The 19,037-nt window shown below is 70.3% G+C and carries 14 protein-coding genes; 6 read left to right on the top strand and 8 right to left on the bottom strand.

The genetic code is table 11. From position 1 onward, the window contains the following. Positions 1 to 2: 2 nt before the first annotated feature. Together V6U89_RS20250 and V6U89_RS20255 are read right to left on the bottom strand one after the other, a co-directional pair. Complete coding sequence (locus V6U89_RS20250) at positions 3 to 1,967, bottom strand: APC family permease (RefSeq protein ID WP_334572913.1); 1,965 nt, start codon at positions 1,965 to 1,967, stop codon at positions 3 to 5. Between the two features lie 219 nt (positions 1,968 to 2,186). Continuing rightward, entirely contained in the window at positions 2,187 to 2,627 is a 441-nt protein-coding gene (locus V6U89_RS20255; RefSeq protein ID WP_334572915.1) for an IS110 family transposase, read from the bottom strand. Positions 2,628 to 3,064: 437 nt separating this feature from the next. Here V6U89_RS20255 and V6U89_RS20260 point away from each other — a divergent pair, with 437 nt between their 5' ends. After that, positions 3,065 to 4,912, top strand: coding sequence for a glycoside hydrolase family 15 protein (locus V6U89_RS20260; protein ID WP_334572916.1), 1,848 nt, complete (start codon positions 3,065 to 3,067; stop codon positions 4,910 to 4,912). Between the two features lie 93 nt (positions 4,913 to 5,005). Here V6U89_RS20260 and V6U89_RS20265 read toward each other — a convergent pair whose 3' ends face one another. From V6U89_RS20265 to V6U89_RS20275, 3 genes are all read right to left on the bottom strand, one after another. Next, on the bottom strand, positions 5,006 to 5,299 hold the full coding sequence (locus V6U89_RS20265) for a DUF1330 domain-containing protein (protein WP_088962268.1): 294 nt from the start codon (positions 5,297 to 5,299) through the stop codon (positions 5,006 to 5,008). A gap of 821 nt (positions 5,300 to 6,120) precedes the next feature. Beyond that, positions 6,121 to 6,780 (bottom strand): SGNH/GDSL hydrolase family protein, encoded by a 660-nt coding sequence (locus V6U89_RS20270; protein ID WP_334572917.1) that lies wholly within the window; start codon positions 6,778 to 6,780, stop codon positions 6,121 to 6,123. After that, positions 6,777 to 8,981, bottom strand: a complete 2,205-nt coding sequence (locus V6U89_RS20275; protein WP_334572918.1) for an alpha-galactosidase — start codon at positions 8,979 to 8,981, stop codon at positions 6,777 to 6,779. Before V6U89_RS20275 ends, V6U89_RS20270 begins: the two co-directional genes overlap by 4 nt. A 278-nt stretch (positions 8,982 to 9,259) precedes the next feature. On the opposite strand from V6U89_RS20275, the gene V6U89_RS20280 reads away from it, so the two are divergent. The 5 genes from V6U89_RS20280 to V6U89_RS20300 all read left to right on the top strand — a co-directional run bounded on the left by V6U89_RS20280 (position 9,260) and on the right by V6U89_RS20300 (position 16,184). Further along, positions 9,260 to 10,102, top strand: a complete 843-nt coding sequence (locus V6U89_RS20280) for a carbohydrate ABC transporter permease (RefSeq protein WP_334572919.1) — start codon at positions 9,260 to 9,262, stop codon at positions 10,100 to 10,102. Then, complete coding sequence (locus V6U89_RS20285; protein WP_334572920.1) at positions 10,099 to 10,998, top strand: carbohydrate ABC transporter permease; 900 nt, start codon at positions 10,099 to 10,101, stop codon at positions 10,996 to 10,998. Before V6U89_RS20280 ends, V6U89_RS20285 begins: the two co-directional genes overlap by 4 nt. Then, complete coding sequence (locus V6U89_RS20290) at positions 10,995 to 13,412, top strand: glycosyl hydrolase family 95 catalytic domain-containing protein (RefSeq protein WP_334572922.1); 2,418 nt, start codon at positions 10,995 to 10,997, stop codon at positions 13,410 to 13,412. The genes V6U89_RS20285 and V6U89_RS20290 overlap by 4 nt, the downstream gene beginning before the upstream one ends. Positions 13,413 to 13,556: 144 nt before the next feature. Next, positions 13,557 to 14,894, top strand: coding sequence for an ABC transporter substrate-binding protein (locus V6U89_RS20295; RefSeq protein WP_334572923.1), 1,338 nt, complete (start codon positions 13,557 to 13,559; stop codon positions 14,892 to 14,894). A gap of 117 nt (positions 14,895 to 15,011) precedes the next feature. Next, on the top strand, positions 15,012 to 16,184 hold the full coding sequence (locus V6U89_RS20300; RefSeq protein ID WP_334572924.1) for an ROK family transcriptional regulator: 1,173 nt from the start codon (positions 15,012 to 15,014) through the stop codon (positions 16,182 to 16,184). A 44-nt stretch (positions 16,185 to 16,228) separates the two neighbouring features. Here V6U89_RS20300 and V6U89_RS20305 read toward each other — a convergent pair whose 3' ends face one another. The 3 genes from V6U89_RS20305 to V6U89_RS20315 are packed head-to-tail and all read right to left on the bottom strand — an operon-like array spanning position 16,229 to position 19,010. After that, entirely contained in the window at positions 16,229 to 16,849 is a 621-nt protein-coding gene (locus V6U89_RS20305; protein ID WP_334572926.1) for a LutC/YkgG family protein, read from the bottom strand. After that, on the bottom strand, positions 16,846 to 18,303 hold the full coding sequence (locus V6U89_RS20310; RefSeq protein ID WP_334572927.1) for a LutB/LldF family L-lactate oxidation iron-sulfur protein: 1,458 nt from the start codon (positions 18,301 to 18,303) through the stop codon (positions 16,846 to 16,848). The genes V6U89_RS20305 and V6U89_RS20310 overlap by 4 nt, the downstream gene beginning before the upstream one ends. After that, positions 18,300 to 19,010: a (Fe-S)-binding protein gene (locus V6U89_RS20315; protein WP_334572928.1), complete on the bottom strand. Its 711-nt coding sequence runs from the start codon at positions 19,008 to 19,010 to the stop codon at positions 18,300 to 18,302. The genes V6U89_RS20310 and V6U89_RS20315 overlap by 4 nt, the downstream gene beginning before the upstream one ends. Positions 19,011 to 19,037 lie beyond the last annotated feature (27 nt).

Raw genomic sequence — 19,037 nt, forward strand, 5'->3', positions numbered from 1 at the left:
CGCTACCGCTGGCGGTGCCCGGCCGTGACGGTCTCCCTACCGTCCTGCCCGTGGCTGGATTCCAGCTGCCACGGCACGCTGACGACCATGACGCGGCGTTGGAACAGCAGCCGGGCCTTGAGCCGCAGCGCGCTCTGGTTGTGCAGCAGCTGCTCCCACCAGCGGCCCACGATGTACTCGGGGATGTAGACCACGACCAGGCCCCGCGGGCCTTCCTGGCGGAGTCGGTTGACGTAGTCGAGAACCGGGTTGGTGATCTCCCGATAGGGCGACTCCAGCAGCGTGAGCGGTACCGGCAGGTCCCGGTCGGCCCACTGCTGCTGCAGCCGGGCCACGTCGTCGCCGTTGATCGCCACGGTGACCGCGGTGAGGCTGTCCGGGCGGGTGGCCCGGGCGTAGGCCAGCGCCTGCAGGGTCGGGCGGTGCACCCGCGAGACCAGCACCACGGCGTGGACCCGCGATGGCATGACGATGCCGCCGGGCTCGGGTTCGAGTTCGGCGCTGACCCGTTCGTAGTGGCGGCGGATGGTGCGCATCAGCCCGTAGAGCACCGGCACGGCGATCACGACCAGGTAGGCGCCGTGGGTGAACTTCGTCGCGAGGACGATGACCAGGACCAGTCCGGTGAGCAACCCGCCGAGGGCGTTGATGACCCGCGACCGGTGCAACCGTCGTCGCGCCGCGGGATGGCGTTCGGCAGCCAGCGCCCGATTCCAGTGCCGCACCATGCCGGCCTGGCTGAGGGTGAAGGAGGTGAACACGCCGAGGATGTAAAGCTGGATCAGGCGGGTCACCGAGCCATCGAAAAGCCAGATCACCGCACCGGCGACCACCGCCAGGACGATGATGCCGTTGGAGAACGCCAAACGGTCGCCACGGGTGTGCAGCTGCCGCGGCAGGTACCGGTCCTGAGCCAGAATCGAGCTCAGCAGCGGGAACCCGTTGAACGCAGTGTTCGCCGCCAGGATCAGGATCAGCGCGGTGGTGGCCTGAATGAGGTAGAAGCCGACGCTGCCGCCGCCGAACACCGCCGCGGCCAGCTGCGCGATGACGGTGCGCTGCGGGTCGGTCTCGCAGTTGCCGGGAAAACCCACCAGATCGCAGGTGTGCTCGGCCACCTGGACCTCAGCGACCAGCGCCAGCGCGGTGATCCCGGCGAACATCGTGATCGCCGTGACCCCCATGGCCAGCATGGTACGGGCGGCGTTCTCGGCCTTCGGCGGCTTGAACGCCGGCACCCCGTTGGAGATCGCCTCCACCCCGGTCAACGCCGTGCATCCGGAGGCGAACGCCCGCAGGGTCAGCAGGGCGAGGGCCAGCCCGGTCAGCCCGACCTGCTCCGGGCGTACCTGCCAGCCGGCCGACTCGGCCACCGGCGCGTCGCCGAGGACCGCCCGCCCGATACCGACGCTGATCATCGTCAGCACGCCGCCGATGAACAGGTACGTCGGCCAGGCGAACGTCTTACCCGACTCCCGTACACCCCGCAGGTTCATCGCCATCAGCGCCACCACGAACCCCGCGCAGATAACCACCCGATGCGGGTTCAGCGACGGCACCGCCGAAATGATGTTGTCGACGCCGGCCGCCACCGACACCGCCACCGTCATGATGTAGTCGACCATCAACGCCGCGGCCACGACCAGGCCCGCCGACGGGCCCAGGTTGCGCGAGGCGACCTCGTAGGAGCCGCCGCCGCTGGGATAGGCCCGCACCACCTGCCGGTAAGAGGCCACCACCACAGCCAGCAGCACCACCACGCCGAGGGCCACCCACGGGGCCAGGAACAGGTACGACAAGCCGCCCAACGTCAACACCAGCAGGATCTCCTGCGTGGCGTACGCCACCGACGACAGCGGATCGCTGGCGAAAATCGGCAACGCCAGCCGCTTCGACAGCAACGTCTCACCCAGCCGGTCACTGCGCAGCGGACGACCAACCACCAGCCGCTTCAACGAACTCAACACACCACAGAGTCAAGCCCCACAAACCAGCCTCGCCGGAGATCTTGACGGCTTCTTAACGCCGCCGGCCGCAGACTTGGCGCATCCTTGACCCGCCCCCTGCACCAACCACCCCCCGGACCGACACCGGGGATGGCCTGGATCGCGGTGTAACCAGGTGCCCGGCAGGTCTGGCCCGGATCGGCCCGGCGACCGCGTCGATCTCGAAGTCGACCGTCTCGATCAGCCGGCACAGCGAGGACACCCGCCCCGGTAGGCGCCGTCCAGCGGTGCCCGGGCTGGCAGTTCCCGCCCACCAAAGCCGAACAGATCCGAGACAGCGATGTGCACGCCCTGTTTGGCCAACACCGCATGCGCGGATGCCTTCAGGCCGCTGCGCCAGGCGACCAGCTTGGCTCGATACCGCACCAGCTCCCGCAGCTGGCGCACCGCCAGCGAGGCCGCATACGCCTCCGGCAGCCTGCCCGTGCGCAGCAGATCCGCCAGGTCGGCGGCGTCGCGGGCGTCGTTCTTCACCCGACGGTAGGCGAACCCCTTCACCCCCAACGGATGCGCCAAATGCACCCGGGCGCCGGCCGCGGTCAGCACGTCCACCGCCCAGTACCAGCCGTAGGTGGCCTCCAGGACCACCTCCGGGTCGGGGCCGGCTTTGGCGATCTCCAACCCCAGCCGACCGGGTCAGTGTCGGTCCGCACCGTGTCGAGTTTCTCGCCCGTCTCGGTCATCCGCACGATCACCGACCGGCGCCGGTGCAGATCGATACCCACGATCCGCCGGCCGTCGTATTCTGCCTGCATGAGGGGCCTCCTTCGTCGTGAGACGTGAGCACCCCGAGCATCCCGCCCGGGACCCACGAGGAGCGAGGCCCCGCTCCTTCATGCCATCAGGCGTTGGCAGCAGAGAGGTCTCCGTCAGGCCCACAGACCCCGTTGAAGAAGTTCCCGTTGGCGCAGACGGCCTTGCGGATGCGGGCCTTCACCCTCTGGGTTGGTCGAGGCGCGCCAGGGCGCGCGAGAGGGTGGCTGACCACGAATCGAGCCGGACTCGACAATTCCTCCCTTAGGTTACTGCGCAGGAGGCTGTCGAGACCGGGAGGCGACGTGGAGAGCTATCCGGCGATTGAGGATCACGGGCTCATCGGCGACCTGCAGACCGCCGCGCTGGTGACGTGCGACGGAACGATCGACTGGTTCTGCGCGCCGCGCTTCGACTCGCCGAGCATCTTCGCCGCGCTGCTGGACCGCGAGCGGGGTGGCTACTTTCGCATCGCCCCGCACGACGTCCGGTACGTCACCAAGCAGCTCTACCTGCCGGGCACTCCGATCCTGATCACCCGGTTCATCAGCGCGGACGGCGTCGCCGAGGTAATGGATTTCATGCCGGTCACCGGCGATCGGGCCACTGACGCGCACCGCCTGGTCCGCATGGTCAACATGGTCCGGGGCAGCATGCGGTTCCGGGTGGAGTGCCGGCCCCGGTTCGACTACGCCCGGGACAAGCACCAACTGGAACGCCACCGCCATGGGTACGTCTTCCGCAGCCGGTCAGCGACGCTCACCTTCAACCCGGTTGACCCGGTGCGGCAGCTGATCTCGCAGGGAGGCGACGTCCGCTTGGAGGACGGCGACCTGGTCGCGTACGGCACCCTGAACGAGGGTGACACCGGCGGGGTGGTCCTGGAGACGGCCGACACGGAGCCACGGATCATCCCGCCCGCAGAGGTCCAGGGGATGTTCGAGTGGACCCGGGACTACTGGCGGCGCTGGGTCGAGCGCTCCCGCTACACCGGGCGGTGGCGGGAAATGGTCGAGCGCTCCGCCATCACGCTGAAGCTCATGACGTACGCGCCGACCGGCGCGATGATCGCCGCGCCCACCGCCGCGCTGCCCGAGCTGGTCGGCGGCACCCGCAACTGGGACTACCGCTACACCTGGGTACGCGACACGTCGTTCTCGGTGCACGCGCTGCTCGGCCTCGGCTTCACCGAGGAGGTCAGCCGGTACATGACCTGGCTGGACGAGCGGATCCGCGAGGCCGGTGACCACCAGGACCCGCTGAAGATCATGTATCGGGTGGACGGCTCCTCCGACCTGCACGAGGAGATTCTCGACCACCTGGAGGGCTACCGCGGCTCCCGACCGGTGCGGATCGGCAACGGCGCCGCCGACCAGCTCCAACTCGACATCCACGGCGAGGCCCTCTACGCCATGCATCTCGCCGACGAGCAGGGCATCCGCGTCTCGCACCAGGTGTGGAAGAGCACCGTCCGGCTCGTCGACTGGCTCTGCCACCACTGGGACCAGGCCGACGCCGGCATCTGGGAGAGCCGCCACCACCCCCGCAACTACACCTTCGGCCGGGTGATGTCCTGGGTCGCGCTGGACCGGGCCATCCGCCTCGCCACCCGCACCGGCCGCCCCGGCGACATCACCTGCTGGGCCGAGCAACGCAACCAGATCTACAACCAGGTCATGGCCCGCGGATACCACCGGGAACGCGGGAGCTTCGTGCAGGCGTACGACGAGAACGTGCTGGACGCGGCGCTGCTCGCCATGCCGGCGGTCGGCTTCATGACGCCGAGCGATCCGCTCTGGCAGTCCACCCTGAGCGCGATCGAGCGCGAGCTGGTCTCCGACAGCCTGGTCCACCGGTACGACCCGGTCCATTCCCCCGACGGCCTTCCCGGGCACGAGGGCACCTTCAACATGTGCACGTTCTGGTACGTCGAGGCACTGGCCCGCTCCGGTCGCCTGGACGACGCCCGGCTCACCTTCGAGAAGATGTTCACCTTCAGCAACCACCTCGGCCTGTACGCCGAGGAGATCGCCGCGACCGGTGAGCAAATAGGCAACTACCCGCAGGCGTTCAGCCACCTCTCCCTGATCAACTCGGCACTGGCGCTGAACGACCTGCTCGACGTCGAGGCCGACGCCCGGCGCCGCCAGTAGAGGGTTCCTGGCGGATCCGTCAATACCAGGTGTGCAGGATCGGCCCACAACGCTGAAAACCGGAGGCGGGGCTTCGACGCCGGCGGCGTGCGTTCAGGAAACCGCCTCGATGATGCGCAGGTCGCGTTCGGCTCCGTCGTCGAGCACCCGGAGCGCCTGCTGGTAGGCGGGGCTGTTGTAGGCCGCGACCGCGGCGTCGACACTGTCGAACTCGATCAGCGTGGTGCGCTCCATGATTCCGGACTCGAACGCTCGAGCCGGAAGTCCGCGCGCCAGGAACCTGCCACCCGCGGCGCGCATCGCCGGCCCGGCCAACTCAACGTAGGCGACCAGCTTCTTCTCGTCTTTGATCGACCGAAAGGTGTTGATCCAGTATGCCTTCGCCATCTTCTCTGTCTCCTGCTCGAGTACGGGCAAGTAGAACCTCGGCCCTACTTGGCATGTAACACCGGGTGGGATCTGCGGCGTCAGGTCCTGCTGCTTCTGCCCGGCACCGTTTGTCCTACAGTCCCCATAACTGGCGTCGGGGACTGGCGGTCGTCGTCCTTCTCCTCTTCGTCCTTCTTGTCACCCCGGTTGGGTAGCACCAGGGTGGCTGGGTGGAGGCCGGCGAGAGCTCCCAGCGCCGGCACAGCTGGCTTGCCTCGGGCAATCAGTCCACGCACGGTGGAGTGGCACCTGGGCCGATCCGGGCGGGCCGGAGACGGCGCGCACGTCGGATGCGGCCGATCGACGGCGGCGGCAGTCCGGGGGCGGCGCCGGCACGCCGCCGCCCCCGGTTTCGGCCGTTGATCAGGCGATGCGGTAGGCCCGCTGGATCGTCTGCGTCACCGTGTTGCCTGCGGTGTCGGTGGCCGTCAGGCGCAGTGGCGTCGCCGACGTGGCAGCCGAGATGCAGGTACCCGTCGGGACCGTCAAGACGTACCTCGCTCGCGGTCGGAGAGCGATGGCCGGGATGCTGACCGAGGCGCAGACGCAGCTCTTCAGGATCGAGCGGGTCACCGACGGGAGCTACCCGATCTTCCAGGGTCGGCGCTACGTTCAGGTGGTCGACGGCCCGAACGCCCTGGTTCCTGACCTGCCCGAGGCCCTGACCACGACATATGAGTTCGAGGACCGCGGTTCCGCCGCCGCAGAGCGGTGGGGCGGGGGAGCAGGCCCACCCGCTGAGCAGAGGGGCGCAGGCGGCAGGGCGAATCGCAGCTTGATCATGTCGCGGGCACCGGTGCTTCGGGCACGGGGCGAGGCGGCGCGTCCCCCCGACGCCGGAGCACCGCCGTCAACTGGGAAGTCGCGTGTTCCAGCCACAGCGACGCGAGCACCTGGTGACCGCGATGACCCGGGTGTACGCCGTCGGGCGCGAGGCCGACTGCGTCGCCGAGGGCGTTGAGGGCCGTGTCCGCCGGCACGAGCGCGGCGTCGTACTCCCGCGCGAGGCTCCGTACGATCGTGATCTTCGGTTCGAGGTCGTCGCGCCAGGCGATCTGCTCCGCCCGAACCGGGAGCAGGAACGGCTCGATGAGCACGAGTCCGACCTGGTCGGCCGCGAGTGGCTCGAGCAGCGCGCGACAGTTCGTCTCGAAGTCCGCCGTCGGGGTGGGGTCGTCGCTGTCGTAGCGTCGCCAGGTGTCGTTGACGCCGACGAGAATGCTCACGAGCGTCGGCCGCGCCGCCAGCACATCTCGGTCCCACCTTTCGCGGAGATCGCGGCTCCGATCGCCGCTGATGCCGCGGTTGACCCAGTGTGCCTCGCTGCCCAGCGTCTCGGCGATCCGGCGCACGTATCCGTCGCCGAGCCCGGCCGGGTCTTCACGCCGCCCGCAGTCGGTGACGCTGTCGCCGGCGAAGAGGATGGTCGGCTTGTTCATGGAATCCTTTCGATGTCGATGAGCATCGCCTGCTGTGGGTTGAGCGTCGGCATGGGAACGCCGGCGCCCGCGAGCACGGCGCCGGAGAGTTCGATCGGGTGTTCGGCGGCGCGGGCCACCCACTCGGGGTCTCGCCCCTGGTGCCGGCTCGCCGCGCCGAGTTCCTCCCGGATGGCGACCCGGTAGCGGGCGGTGCGGTCGAGTCCGGGGAAGCGGACCCGGCCGGATTGACCGGCCGCGGAGCTCTGGAACCGCACCCAGGTGAACACGGCCCTCGAGCCGTCGCGGGCGACGGTGCCGTAGAGCGCGGTCGCGTCGTCAGCGAGGTCGGCGTTGACCACCCGTCCCGTGTGCAGGAGCGGCCGGATCTCCCGGTACAGCCGCGACCACGCGGCGATCGTCGCGAGTTCGCTGTCGCTGGCGGCGGTGAGGTCCTGCTCGATACCCGGGTGCGCCGTGAGCGACGCGACGAGCCGGAACGACAGGTCGGTCGTTCGGGAGGTGGTGTGGGCCCGGGCCGATCCGAGGTGCGAGCCGATCAGTTCCGGCGGTACGAGTGCCCGCGTCCACCGCTCGATCTGCACGCGTTCCACCGGGTCGTTGCAGTCCGAGGCCCACACCCGGTCGGTGCGGTCGAGGATGCCGAGATCGACCCGCCCGCCGCCGCCGGAACACGTCTCGATCTCCAGGCCCGGATGCCGTTCGCGCAGTTCGTCGAGGAGCCGGTAGAGCGCGAGCGTCTGCCGGCGGACGCCGGGCCGGTCGCCGCTCGCCTCGCGGCTGACCGCCTCGATCAGGTCGCGGTTGTGGTCCCACTTGAGGTAGTCGATCGAGTGCTCACGGACGAGAGCGTCGATGCGGGTGAGAAGGTATCCGTACGCCTCGGGGCGGGCGATGTCGAGCACGTACTGCTGCCTGGAGGTCGGCCCGAGACCGGCGCTCGGCCCGAGGATCCAGTCCGGATGCAATCCGGCGAGCTCCGAGTCCAGGTTGACCATCTCGGGCTCGAACCAGAGCCCGAACTGCATGCCATGGGAACGCACGACCTCGACGAACGGGCCGAGGCCGTCCGGCCACACGTCGCGGTCGACGAACCAGTCGCCGAGGCCGGCGTCGGCCTGGCGGCGGCGGTGGAACCAGCCGTCGTCGAGCACGATCCGCTCGACGCCCACCTCGGCGGCTCGCTTCACGAGCTGGGTGAGCCGGTCGAGATCGTGGTCGAAGTAGACGGCCTCCCAGGTGTTCAGCACCAGCGGCCGGGGCGTCGAGGGGTGGTTCGGCCGGCTGCGCAGTCGGCGGTGCAGGCGATCCGCGAGGCCGTCGGTGCCGGCATCGGACCAGACGAACAGCACCGTCGGCGCCTCGTAGCGGTCGCCGTCGGCGAGCAGGACCTCACCCGAGCGCAGGGACTCACCCGCGCCGATGACGGCGGAGAACGCACCGGCTCCCTCGGGAAGGCGTTCGGCGAGGTAGCGCTGCTCGCCGCTCCACGCCAGGTGCATCGCCCAGACCTCGCCGTGGCCGAAACCGAACGACGGCGTGCCGGCGACGAGGAGATAGGGCGAGTCGTGTCCGGGCTTGCCGCGACGGGTGGCGCGGGCGTGCGTACCGAACCCGAACGGCGTGCGCTGCGGGGCGCGCTCACGGCACCACTTCCCGGTGAAGTCGAGCAGCTCGGTGGCCCGTTCGGGCACGGGCATGAGGGCGAGGAGGCCGTCGAGCGTGTACGGGGCGCCGCCGGTCGACGGGTGGAGAGCGGCGTCGCGTTCGATGCTCATCCGCACGGCGAGCACGCCGAAGCGGTCCAGTTCGTAGACGAGCGAGGACCGGGTGGCCGTCACCCGGTCGACGAATCCGAACTCGATCCTGCCGCCGACTCCGTCGTCGGGGACGTCGATGCGATGCGATTCGAGCAGGGGCCGCGGGGTCGTCGCGTACCCCGCCGCGTTCCCCGACTGCGCGGCCGTGCCCGACCAGCCGTCGTACTCGCTCGGCCACACGGACAGGACCCGGGGTTCGTCGGGAGAGTTGTTGAGGATCGCGGGTTCCGCGGTGAGCCGAAGATCGTCCCCGTGGACCTCCGTCGGGTCTCCGAGATCCGCTCCCCAGTGCAGGACTCGGGGGGTGGGATGGCGCACCTCGACGATGAGGGCGGTGCCTCCGGCACGGAGGGCGAGTACGGCTTCGGCGCCGGAAAGCATGGGTCACGGCCTCCGTGGACGGTTACAAGAGAGTTACTTGACGCCGTAAATTAATCATGTTTAGTCTGGCGCGGCAAGCGCAGGACGAGATCGGGCACCTCGCCGCCGAGTCGGCACGACAGGTCGAACATGCGGGAGCAGGAAGACCAATGGCGCTCTTGGAATCAACGGCTCGCGACACGCGGCCACCGCAACAGGCGGCGCGGCGCCGTACGGCGTTCCGCCGCCCGATCAACGCGAACTCCCCGGCCCACCGGGGCGACGCACGGCTCGCGTGGGTGCTCATCGCGCCCTCGTTCATCGGATTCGCCGTCTTCGCGGTCTACCCGACGCTCCGCGGCCTCTACCTGAGCTTCACCGACTTCCAGGTCCTCACCCCGCCCACCTGGGTCGGCCTGGACAACTACGTGAAGCTCGCGGACGACGAGGTCTTCTGGTCCTCGCTCGGCGTGACCGTCTACTTCGTCCTGCTCTCGGTGACCCTCAGCTTGGCCGTGTCGGTCGTCACCGCGGCGGTGCTGCACCGCCTCACGTCCTCGACCGTCGTCCGCGGCCTCATCATCCTGCCCTTCCTCATCTCCGCGGTCGTCGCCGCGACCGTGTGGTCATGGCTGCTCGACACCCAGCTCGGGATCGTCAACATCCTCATCGAGGCGCTCGGCGGCGACGGCGTACAGTTCCTGACCTCCCGCGGATGGGCGATCCCGTCGATCGCGCTCATCAACGTGTGGAAGCAGATGGGCTACACCTCGATCATCATCTTCGCCGGCCTGCAGACCATTCCGGCCACGGTCTACGAGGCCGGACGCATCGACGGGGCCAGCGAGCTGCAGATGTTCCGCCGACTCACGCTCCCCCTGCTGCGCCCGATCCTCGCCCTCGTGCTCGTGCTCAACGTCATCGGTGCGTTCCAGGTCTTCGACATCGTCCAGGTCACGACGAAGGGCGGCCCGGCCAACGCCTCGAACGTCCTGCAGATGTACATCTACAGCAAGGCGTTCGGCCAGTTCGACTTCGGCTACGCCTCCGCGATGTCGTTCGCCCTCTTCGCGATCCTCATCGTCATCACCTTCCTGCAGATGCGCCTGCTGCGCGCGAGCGAATCGGACACCAGCGCATGAGCACCTCCGCCACCCGTCGACGCCGCTTCACCACCGGTCGCGCCATCGCCTGGGCGTACCTCATCGGCATCCTCTTCGTGACGATCTTCCCGTTCTACTGGATCCTGCGCACCGCGCTCTCCGACAACTACGCGCTCATGGCCAACCCGGCCTCGATCCTGCCCGTCGGCTTCACCCTCGGACCCTTCAAGCGGGTGCTCGGGCTCGCGACGACCGAGGAGTCCATCGCCGAGGGTGGCTCGGGCGCATCGGTCGAGATCGGCCACTTCCTCGTCAACTCCCTCATCTACGCCACGGTCTCGACGGCGCTCATCGTGTTCTTCTCCACGATCGCCGCGTACGCCTTCGCGCGCCTGCAATGGCGGGGCCGCGACCTCATGTTCAGCCTCTTCCTCAGCGCGCTCATGGTTCCCGGCATCCTCACCCTGCTGCCGAACTTCGTGCTCGTGAAGGAGCTCGGCCTGCTCAACAGCTTCGCCGGGATGATCCTGCCCGGGGCGCTCTTCTCGGCCTTCAACATCTTCTTCCTCCGGCAGTTCATGCTCGGCCTGCCGACCGAGACCGAGGAGGCGGCCCTGCTGGACGGCGCCGGCCGCGTCAGGATCCTCTTCGGTATCACCCTCCCGATGACGAGCGGGCCCATGATCACGCTGTCGATCCTCGGGTTCATCGGGATGTGGAACGACTACTTCTGGCCGCTGCTCGTGACGAGTGACGAGTCCGTGCAACCGCTCACCCTCGCGCTGGCCGTGTTCAAGCAGTCGTCGCCGCAGGCCCAGCCCGACTGGGCGGGACTGATGGCGGCGACGCTCGTCGCGGCCCTGCCGATGCTCGGGCTGTTCATGGTCTTCGGCAGGCGCATCGTCAACTCCATCGGCTTCTCGGGGATCAAGTGACGGCCGGGACCCTCCGCGTCGCCTGGCGGCAACCCGCACGCGACTGGGTCGAGGCCACGCCGCTGGGCAACGGCCGCCTCGGCGCGATGGTCTTCGGCGGCGCCCGAACCCGCATCCAGGTCAACGACGCGACCATCTGGTCGGGTCACCCCGACGGGCCGGCCGACGCGCTCGCCGACCTCGTCGCGCGCGGAGCCGGACCCGAACGTCTCGCCGAGATCCGGTCGGCCATCGACGCCGGGGACCTCCGACGCGCCGAAGCGCTCCTGATGAGTGTCGAGGGCCCGTACTCCCAGGAGTTCCTGCCGTTCGTCGACCTGGAACTCGAGACGCGCGGCGCGGCCGTGGCGGAAGGCCGGCCCGCCCGCGTCCTCGACCTCGACGAGGCGTACGTGACCGAACCGCTCGTGGTCGACGGCGCCGCCGTCACGCGCCGCACCTTCGCCTCCGCGCCCGCCGGCTGCCTCTTCGTCGAGTACCTCGCCGACCGGCCGGTGCTCGACGTCGACCTCCGCCTGTCGACGCGCCTGCGCGAGGCGGGCCGGGACACCGCCGCGACCGGCATCACCCTCGACGTGGTCGCGCCGATCGACGGTGCGCCCCTGCACGAGCCCGCGGTGGAGCCGGCTCATCGCTACCTGTCTTCGGAGGCCGACGGCTTCGACCACTTCGCGGCCGCGGCGGTCGCGCTGCGAAGCGACGGAACCGTGGGCTCCGCCGGCGACACCCTGCGGATCCGCGGGGCGAGCCGGCTGCTGATCGCACTGTCGACGTCGAGCAGGGCCGGACTGTGGTGGGCCGACCCTGACGGCGCCGGCTGGCGGAACTCCTCCCCGGAGGAGATCCGGGAGCGCGCCCGCTCGAACGTCACGGCCGCCCTGCGGCAGACGGCGCACGAGCGGTTCACCGAGCATCTCGCCGACGTGCGGGAGCATGCCTCGGGGGCGCGCTTCGCGATCGGCGGTCGGCGCGCCGGCACCTGGGACGTCGAGCGCGACATCCTGCACGGCGACGACGAAGGCCTCCGGGCGACCGTGCTCGCCGAGTACGGCCGCTACCTGCTCGCCGCGTCGTCGCGCTCGGGCAGCCCCGCCGCGAACCTGCAGGGGATCTGGAACGACGAGCTCAGACCGCCGTGGTCGTCCAACTACACGATCAACATCAACACCCAGATGAACTACTGGGCCGCACCGATCGTGGGACTCGACGACTCGACCGAGCCGCTGACCGCACTCGTACGGCGAATCGCCAGCACCGGCTCCGACGTCGCGGCCCGCCTCTACGGCGCCCGTGGCTGGGTCGCCCACCACAACAGCGACCTCTGGGGCTGGAGCCTGCCGGTCGGCATGGGTCACGGCGCCCCGAGCTGGGCGAGCTGGATGATGGGCGGCGTCTGGCTCACCCACAACCTCTGGGACCGCTATGAGTTCGCCGGCGACCGCGAGCTGCTGGAGCACACCGTGTGGCCGCTCATGCGCGGGGCGGCGCTGTTCTGCCTCGACTGGCTCGTCGACGACCCCGCGAGCGGCCGGCTGCGCACCATCCCCTCGACCTCGCCCGAGAACCTGTTCGTCGGCTCCGACGGAAGGCCCGAGGCGCTCAGCGTCTCGACGACGACGGACATCGCCCTCATCCGCGCGCTGTTCGAGCGCGCCCGCTCGGCGATCGCCGTACTCGGCCTCGACGACCCGCTCGACCGCGACCTCACCGTCGCCCTCGAACGTCTTCCGGAGCTCAGGGTCGGCCCCGACGGCCGGCTGTGCGAATGGTCGACCGATGTCGCGGACGCGGACCCGCGCCACCGGCACCTGTCTCCGCTCGTCGCGCTCTACCCGCTCGACCTCATCGACCCCGTGCGTACGCCTGACCTCGCCGAGGCGGCGCGCCGCTTCCTCGACGCCCGCGGACCCGGGGCGATGGGCTGGTCGTGGGCGTGGAAGATCGCGCTCCGAGCCCGGCTCGGCGACGCCGCCGAAGCCCGAGCGCTACTGCTCGAGGCCAGCACCGCGTTCGACCGCGACCACCGCCGGCTGGCCCCCGTCGACGGGTCCGAATGGGGCGGGCTCCTGCCGAACCTGTTCAGCACGCACCCGCCCTTCCAGATCGACGGCAACTACGGGTTCACGGCGGCCATCGCCGAGCTGCTCGTGCAGAGCCACCACGGCCGCATCCGGCTGCTGCCCGCACTGCCCGCGCAATGGCCGAGCGGCCGGGTAGCCGGGTTGCGGGCTCGCGGCGGGCTCGAGGTCGACCTCGCCTGGGCCGACGGCGCCGTCGCCAGCGCCGTGATCCGCGACGTTCGCGGCGCCCCTCACCGGGTCGTTGTCCAGCACGGCGACCGGCTGCTCGAAATCGAGGTCCCGGCACACGGCGAAGTCTCGCTACGGCCCGCTCACCATCCCGCGCCGACCTGACACCGCATCCAGGCCGGCGGCGGAGGCGCAGCCACCGGCCCCGCCGCCAGGCGCACGAACGCGCCGGCGCCGCAGACCCACCACACCCACACCCACCCAACCGGGCGTCAGTGACGGCGCCCCGCCACCCATAGTGAGGAACTCGTGAAACCGAAGCGGATCGCGGCGGTGCTGGCGCTCGTCGCCATGACCGTCACACTCACCGCCTGCTCGACCGGCGAAGACTCCGGCAGCAGCAGCGGCGGCACGGTCAACTGGTGGACCTGGGACGAGCGGCAGGCCGCCTCGTACCAGAAGTGCCTGCCCGGCTTCCAGCAGGCCAACCCCGGCATCACCGTCAAGATCTCCCAGTACGGCGTGGAGGACTACTTCACGAAGCTCACGGCCGGATTCGTCTCGGGCGCGGCGCCCGACGCGTTCCAGAACAGCGTCCCCCTGCTGGGCGCCTACGCCGGGCAGAAGCAGATCCTGGCCCTCGACGACCAGATCAAGAAGACCGGGTACGACCTGTCGGTCTTCGACATCGGAGTCGACTCGTGGAAGTACACCGACGGCAAGCAGTACGGCATCCCGCTGGACTGGGCGGCCGCCGCGATCTACTTCAACAAGGACAAGGTCGCCGCGGCGGGCCTCACCGACGCCGACATCATGGGCATGACGTGGAACCCAGACGACGGCGGCACCTTCGACGACGTCGTCGCGCGCCTCACCGTCGACAAGAACGGCGTCCGCGGCGACCAGCCCGGATTCGACAAGACCAAGGTGGCCACCTACGGCATCGGCAGCCTCGCCGCCGCTGACTTCAACGGGCAGACCTCGTGGAACCCGTTCGTGTCGACCCTCGGCTGGCGGCTCGGTGACAAGCCGGCCTGGCCGACCCGGTTCCCGTACGACAACCCCGACTTCGTCAAGACTCTGGAGTACGTGCGCGGTCTCGGCGAGCGGGGCCTGATGCCCAAGTTCGGGCAGCTGACGGTCGCGGGCAGCCAGCAGATCGGCTCGGGGTCGGTCGCGATGGTGCAGGGCGGCACGTGGGACGCCACCTCGATCACGAAGATCCCGGGCGCCAAGGTGGGCATCGCGCCGACGGTCAAGGGCCCCAAGGGCCGCTCGATGATCAGCAACTCGAACGCCAACAACATCTACGCCGGCACGAAGAACCTCGACGCGACCTGGAAGTGGGTCACGTACATGGGCTCGGAGGCCTGCCAGTCGGCCGCCGGCGCGGACGCGACGTTCCTGCCGTCGATCGCCAAGTCGCTCCAGGTCGCGGTCGACGCCCAGAAGGCGCAGGGGCTCGACCTGTCCGGCTTCGTCGCCGCACTGAACAACGGCGAGCTGTACCCGGCGCCGCCGACGGCCAACGGCCAGGAGCTCTCCGACACGATCCAGCCGATGTTCGAGGCGTACTTCAGCGGCGAACGTGACAAGGATGTGTTCCCGGAGATGGCCACGAAGACGGAGAAGATCCTCGCCGGGTGACACCGATGCCGGGGCGGAGTCGGCGCATGCCGGCTCCGCCCCGCTCGCTGACTACGATGGTGCCCGGACGACGCGCTACCACGCCCTGACCGGCGTCCAACCAAGAGGAATCCCGGAATGAACGACGCAGACGCCGCGGTCTCGCTGCTCCGAGGGGCGTCGGCGGCGGCGGCCGAGGTCTTCAGGAGCATCCTCACGCGGGGCCCGATCAGCCGCATCGACATCGCCCGGCTCGCCGGACTCTCGCAGGCGGCGGTCACGAAGGCGGTCGCACCACTCATCGGGGCGGGGCTCGTCTCCGACCAGCTCGAGTCCCAGCGCGACGGGCAGCCGGGGCGGCCGGCGAACCCCCTCATGGTCGTTGCCGACGCGCTGGTCCTCATCGGCATCAAGGTCAATGCCGACGAGATCGTCGGCGTCGCGACCGATCTGACGACGAGCGTCCTCGCCAGCGACCGGCGCCCGCTGCACTCCACCGAGCTCGACGTCGTGGTCGACGCCATCGAGGCGACCACGACCACACTCGTGGACACGCTCGGCGGGCGAGCCGAACGCATCTGCGCCGTCGCGGTCACCGTCTCCGGCGACGTCGACGCGCACAGCGGCGTCGTCCGCGAGTCCGCGATCATGGGCTGGACCGATGTGCCCCTCGCGAAGATCCTCACCGGTCGCCTCGACCGCGACGTCCTGGTCGAGAACGACGTCCGGGCCCTCACGATCGGCGAGCACTGGTTCGGCGTGGGCGTCGGCACCGCCTCGTTCGCGATCGTCACGATCGGTCGCGGCATCGGCAGCGGACTGCACGTCAACGGCGAGGTCGTCGAAGGCGCCTACGGCGTCGCGGGCGAAATCGGACACCTCCCGCTGACCTCACCTGACCGGATCTGCCCCTGCGGCCGCCGCGGCTGCGTCGAGGCGGTCGCCGGCACCCCCGCCATCGTCGCCGAGGTCTCGCGCGGACACGGCAGGGAACTGTCGATCGACGAGGTCCTCGACCTGGCGCACCGCGGTGACCCCGTCGCCGTGCGGACGTTCGAGCAGGCAGCGACCGTGATCGGCACCGCGATCGCGACACTGGTCAACCTCGCCGGGCCCGAACTCGTCATCATCGGTGGCGAGGCGGTGAGCGACTTCGACCTCTTCGAGGCGCACCTGCGTGCCGCCTTCGCCGAGCACGCCTTCGGCGCGGCGGGCCGCTGCCGGATCCTCACGCGCCCGCACACCTTCGAGGACTGGGCACGCGGCGCCGCAGCCTCGGCTGTCCGTCGGCTGGTGGAGAACCGGATCTGAAGCGCGGCCGGTCCCGATCGGTCGGTCCGGCGCCGCCGCCGTCGTCAGCGGCCGGTTGCGGTGGCGGCGTCGTCGGGGACCAGGACGACATCCAGTCGGCGGGGCCCGTGCACCCCCTCTACCCGGTTCAGCTCGATGTCGCTGGTCGCCGACGGGCCGGAGATCCAGGTCTGCGGTGCGCGTGGGTCGAGCCGGGCGACGGCCTCGGGCACCAGGCCCACGATCTGGCCGGTTCGGACCACACAGATGTGCCGGTCGGGGACGAGCGTCAGCATCCGGCGCCCCTGGGTGGAACCGGCGTCCAGCACGATGGTGCCGGTGTCGGCCACCGCCACCGCGCAGCCGGTCAGCACGGCCTCCACACCGTCGAGCTCGGCCGGCGACAGCGGGGGTGTGTCCCGGCGGACCTGCCCGGCGAAGCCGGTCAGCCAGTGCCCGGGGATGTCGTCGGGCACCGCGAGTCGGTCGACGCCGGCCAGCACACGCGGAAGGGCATCGAGACCGTGGTGGACCACCGCGCGATAGTCCACCAGCCGGTCGACGAACAGCTCGATCAGATCGACGGACTCGGCGACGCGGCGATAGTGGCGCGGCACGTCGACCGGCGCCGGCGCGTCGACCAGCGCTGCCCGCAGGCGGGCGAGGATCTCGTTTCGGGCGTTCACTGTTTCTCCCACCATTCCCGGAAGGTCTGCGGCGCGGGCAGCGGTGCGTCGCGCGACCGCGTCCAGGCCGACGCCGGCCACGGCAGCCTGCGCAGGGTGCGGGCCCCGGCTCGCCGCTGCCGCCAGCTGCCCAGGGGGCCGGCGGCGCGGCGGGCAACCCGCAAGGCGAGGGCCCACCGTCGTGGGCTGCGCATGATCCACGACAGGGTACGCATCGCCGTCCGTTCCGCCGCCGCGTGCGGTGCCTGTTGGCGCAGGTGGACGAGGATCTCCGGTATGTCGATCTTGACTGGGCAGACGTCGGCGCAGGCGCCGCAGAGCGTGGACGCGTACGGCAGCGAGGCGTTGTCGGCGACCCCGGTCAACTGCGGCGAGAGGATCGCCCCGATCGGCCCCGGATACACCGACCCGTACGCGTGCCCACCGGCCCGCTCGTAGACCGGGCAGACGTTGAGGCAGGCGGAGCAGCGGATGCAGGACAGCGCCGACCGGCCGACCGGATCCGCCAGCACCGCCGAACGTCCGTTGTCGACGAGCACCACGTGCACCTCCTGCGGGCCGTCGCCCGGCGTGACCCCCGTCCACATCGACGTGTAGGGGTTCATCCGCTCCCCGGTCGAGGAGCGCGGAAGCAGTTGCAGGAAGACCTCCAGGTCGGCGAAGCTCGGCACCAGCTTCTCCACCCCGACGACGCTGATCAGGGTCTGCGGCAGGGTGAGGCACATCCGCCCGTTGCCTTCGGACTCCACCACCACCAGCGTGCCCGTGTCGGCGACCGCGAAGTTCGCCCCGGACACCGCGACCTTCGCCTCCAGGAACCGGCGCCGCAGGTGCTGGCGGGCCGCTTCGGCCAGCTCCCGCGGCTCCGCGCCGAGGTCGGCAGGGGCGTCGGCCATCCGGCGGCGGAAGATGTCCCGGATCTGCTCCCGGTTGTAGTGGATCGCGGGCACCAGGATGTGCGAGGGGGTGTCGTCGCCGAGCTGCACGATCAGCTCGGCGAGGTCGGTCTCGTGGGCGGCGATGCCGGCCGCCGCCAGGGCGTCGTTGAGCTCGATCTCCTGGGTGGCCATGGACTTGACCTTCACCACCTCGTCGGCGCCCGCCGCGCGGGTCAACTCGACCACGATCCGGCACGCCTCGGCCGCGTCCCGGGCCCAGTGCACCCGGGCGCCGGCGGCCGTGGCCGCCGCCTCGAACCGTTCCAGCAGCTCGGGCAGCCGCCGCTGGACATCCGCCTTGATCGCCGCCCCGGCGTCGCGCAACGCCGCCCAGTCCGGGACCTCGTCGACGACGCGGGCCCGTTTGCCGCGGATCGTGCGGGTGGCCCGGTGCAGGTTGGCGCGCAGCTGGTCGTCGGCGACCGCGCTTCGGGCGGCTGTCGGGAACGGCAGCGGGGTGCGGATGCGGCCCCCGCCGGTGGCCGGAACTCCGGCGGGGGCGGCGTGGTGGCTCACGCGTCGTCTCCCGTCATGGCGAGGATCTCGGCGTAGTGCATCGCCCGGACGCCGGAGCGGGCGCGCTCCAGGCCGCCGCCGATGTGGGCCAGGCACGAGTTGTCCGCCGCCGCGAGCACCGCCGCACCCGTCTCGCGTACCCGGGCGCACTTGTCGGCCAGCATCGCGGTGGACACCGCAGCGTTCTTCAGCGCGAAGGTGCCGCCGAAGCCGCAGCATTCGGTGGCGTCGTCGAGCTCGACGAGGCGGATCTGCCGGACGTGGCGCAACAGGGTGAGCGGTTTGTCGCCCAGCCGCAGCATCCGCAGGCCGTGGCAGGTCGGATGGTAGGTGACCGGCTGTGCGAACGCGGCGCCGACATCGGTGACGCCGAGGACGTCCACCAGCAGCTCGGACAGTTCGTAGGTGCGGCCGGCGACGGAGGCCGCGGCCGGGTGCAGGCGTGGGTACTGCTCGCGGATCATGGCGGTGCACGAGGCGGACGGCGCGACGACGGCGTCGTAGCCGTCGAAGGTGTCGGCGAAGCCGCGGACCATCGGCACCGCCTCGTCGCGGTACCCGGTGTTGGCGTGCAGCTGACCGCAGCAGGTCTGCGTGACGGGGAACTCGACGGTGTGACCGAGCCGCCGCAGGATGCGGGTGACCGCGATGCCGGTCTGCGGATAGGCGAGGTCGTTGACGCAGGTGATGAAGAGGGCGATGCGCACGGCGGGTCCTCGGGACGTTCGGGGGGT

The sequence above is a fragment of the Micromonospora sp. CPCC 206171 genome (assembly GCF_036906755.1).
In the GTDB taxonomy this organism is placed as follows: domain Bacteria; phylum Actinomycetota; class Actinomycetes; order Mycobacteriales; family Micromonosporaceae; genus Micromonospora; species Micromonospora purpureochromogenes.

What these genes read in the sequence shown, in the direction of transcription:
- V6U89_RS20275 (WP_334572918.1), bottom strand. Translation starts at nt 8,981, where the DNA reads ATGCTTTCCGGCGCCGAAGCCGTACTCGCCCTCCGTGCCGGAGGCACC.
- V6U89_RS20285 (WP_334572920.1), top strand. Translation starts at nt 10,099, where the DNA reads ATGAGCACCTCCGCCACCCGTCGACGCCGCTTCACCACCGGTCGCGCC.
- V6U89_RS20265 (WP_088962268.1), bottom strand. Translation starts at nt 5,299, where the DNA reads ATGGCGAAGGCATACTGGATCAACACCTTTCGGTCGATCAAAGACGAG.
- V6U89_RS20270 (WP_334572917.1), bottom strand. Translation starts at nt 6,780, where the DNA reads ATGAACAAGCCGACCATCCTCTTCGCCGGCGACAGCGTCACCGACTGC.
- V6U89_RS20300 (WP_334572924.1), top strand. Translation starts at nt 15,012, where the DNA reads ATGAACGACGCAGACGCCGCGGTCTCGCTGCTCCGAGGGGCGTCGGCG.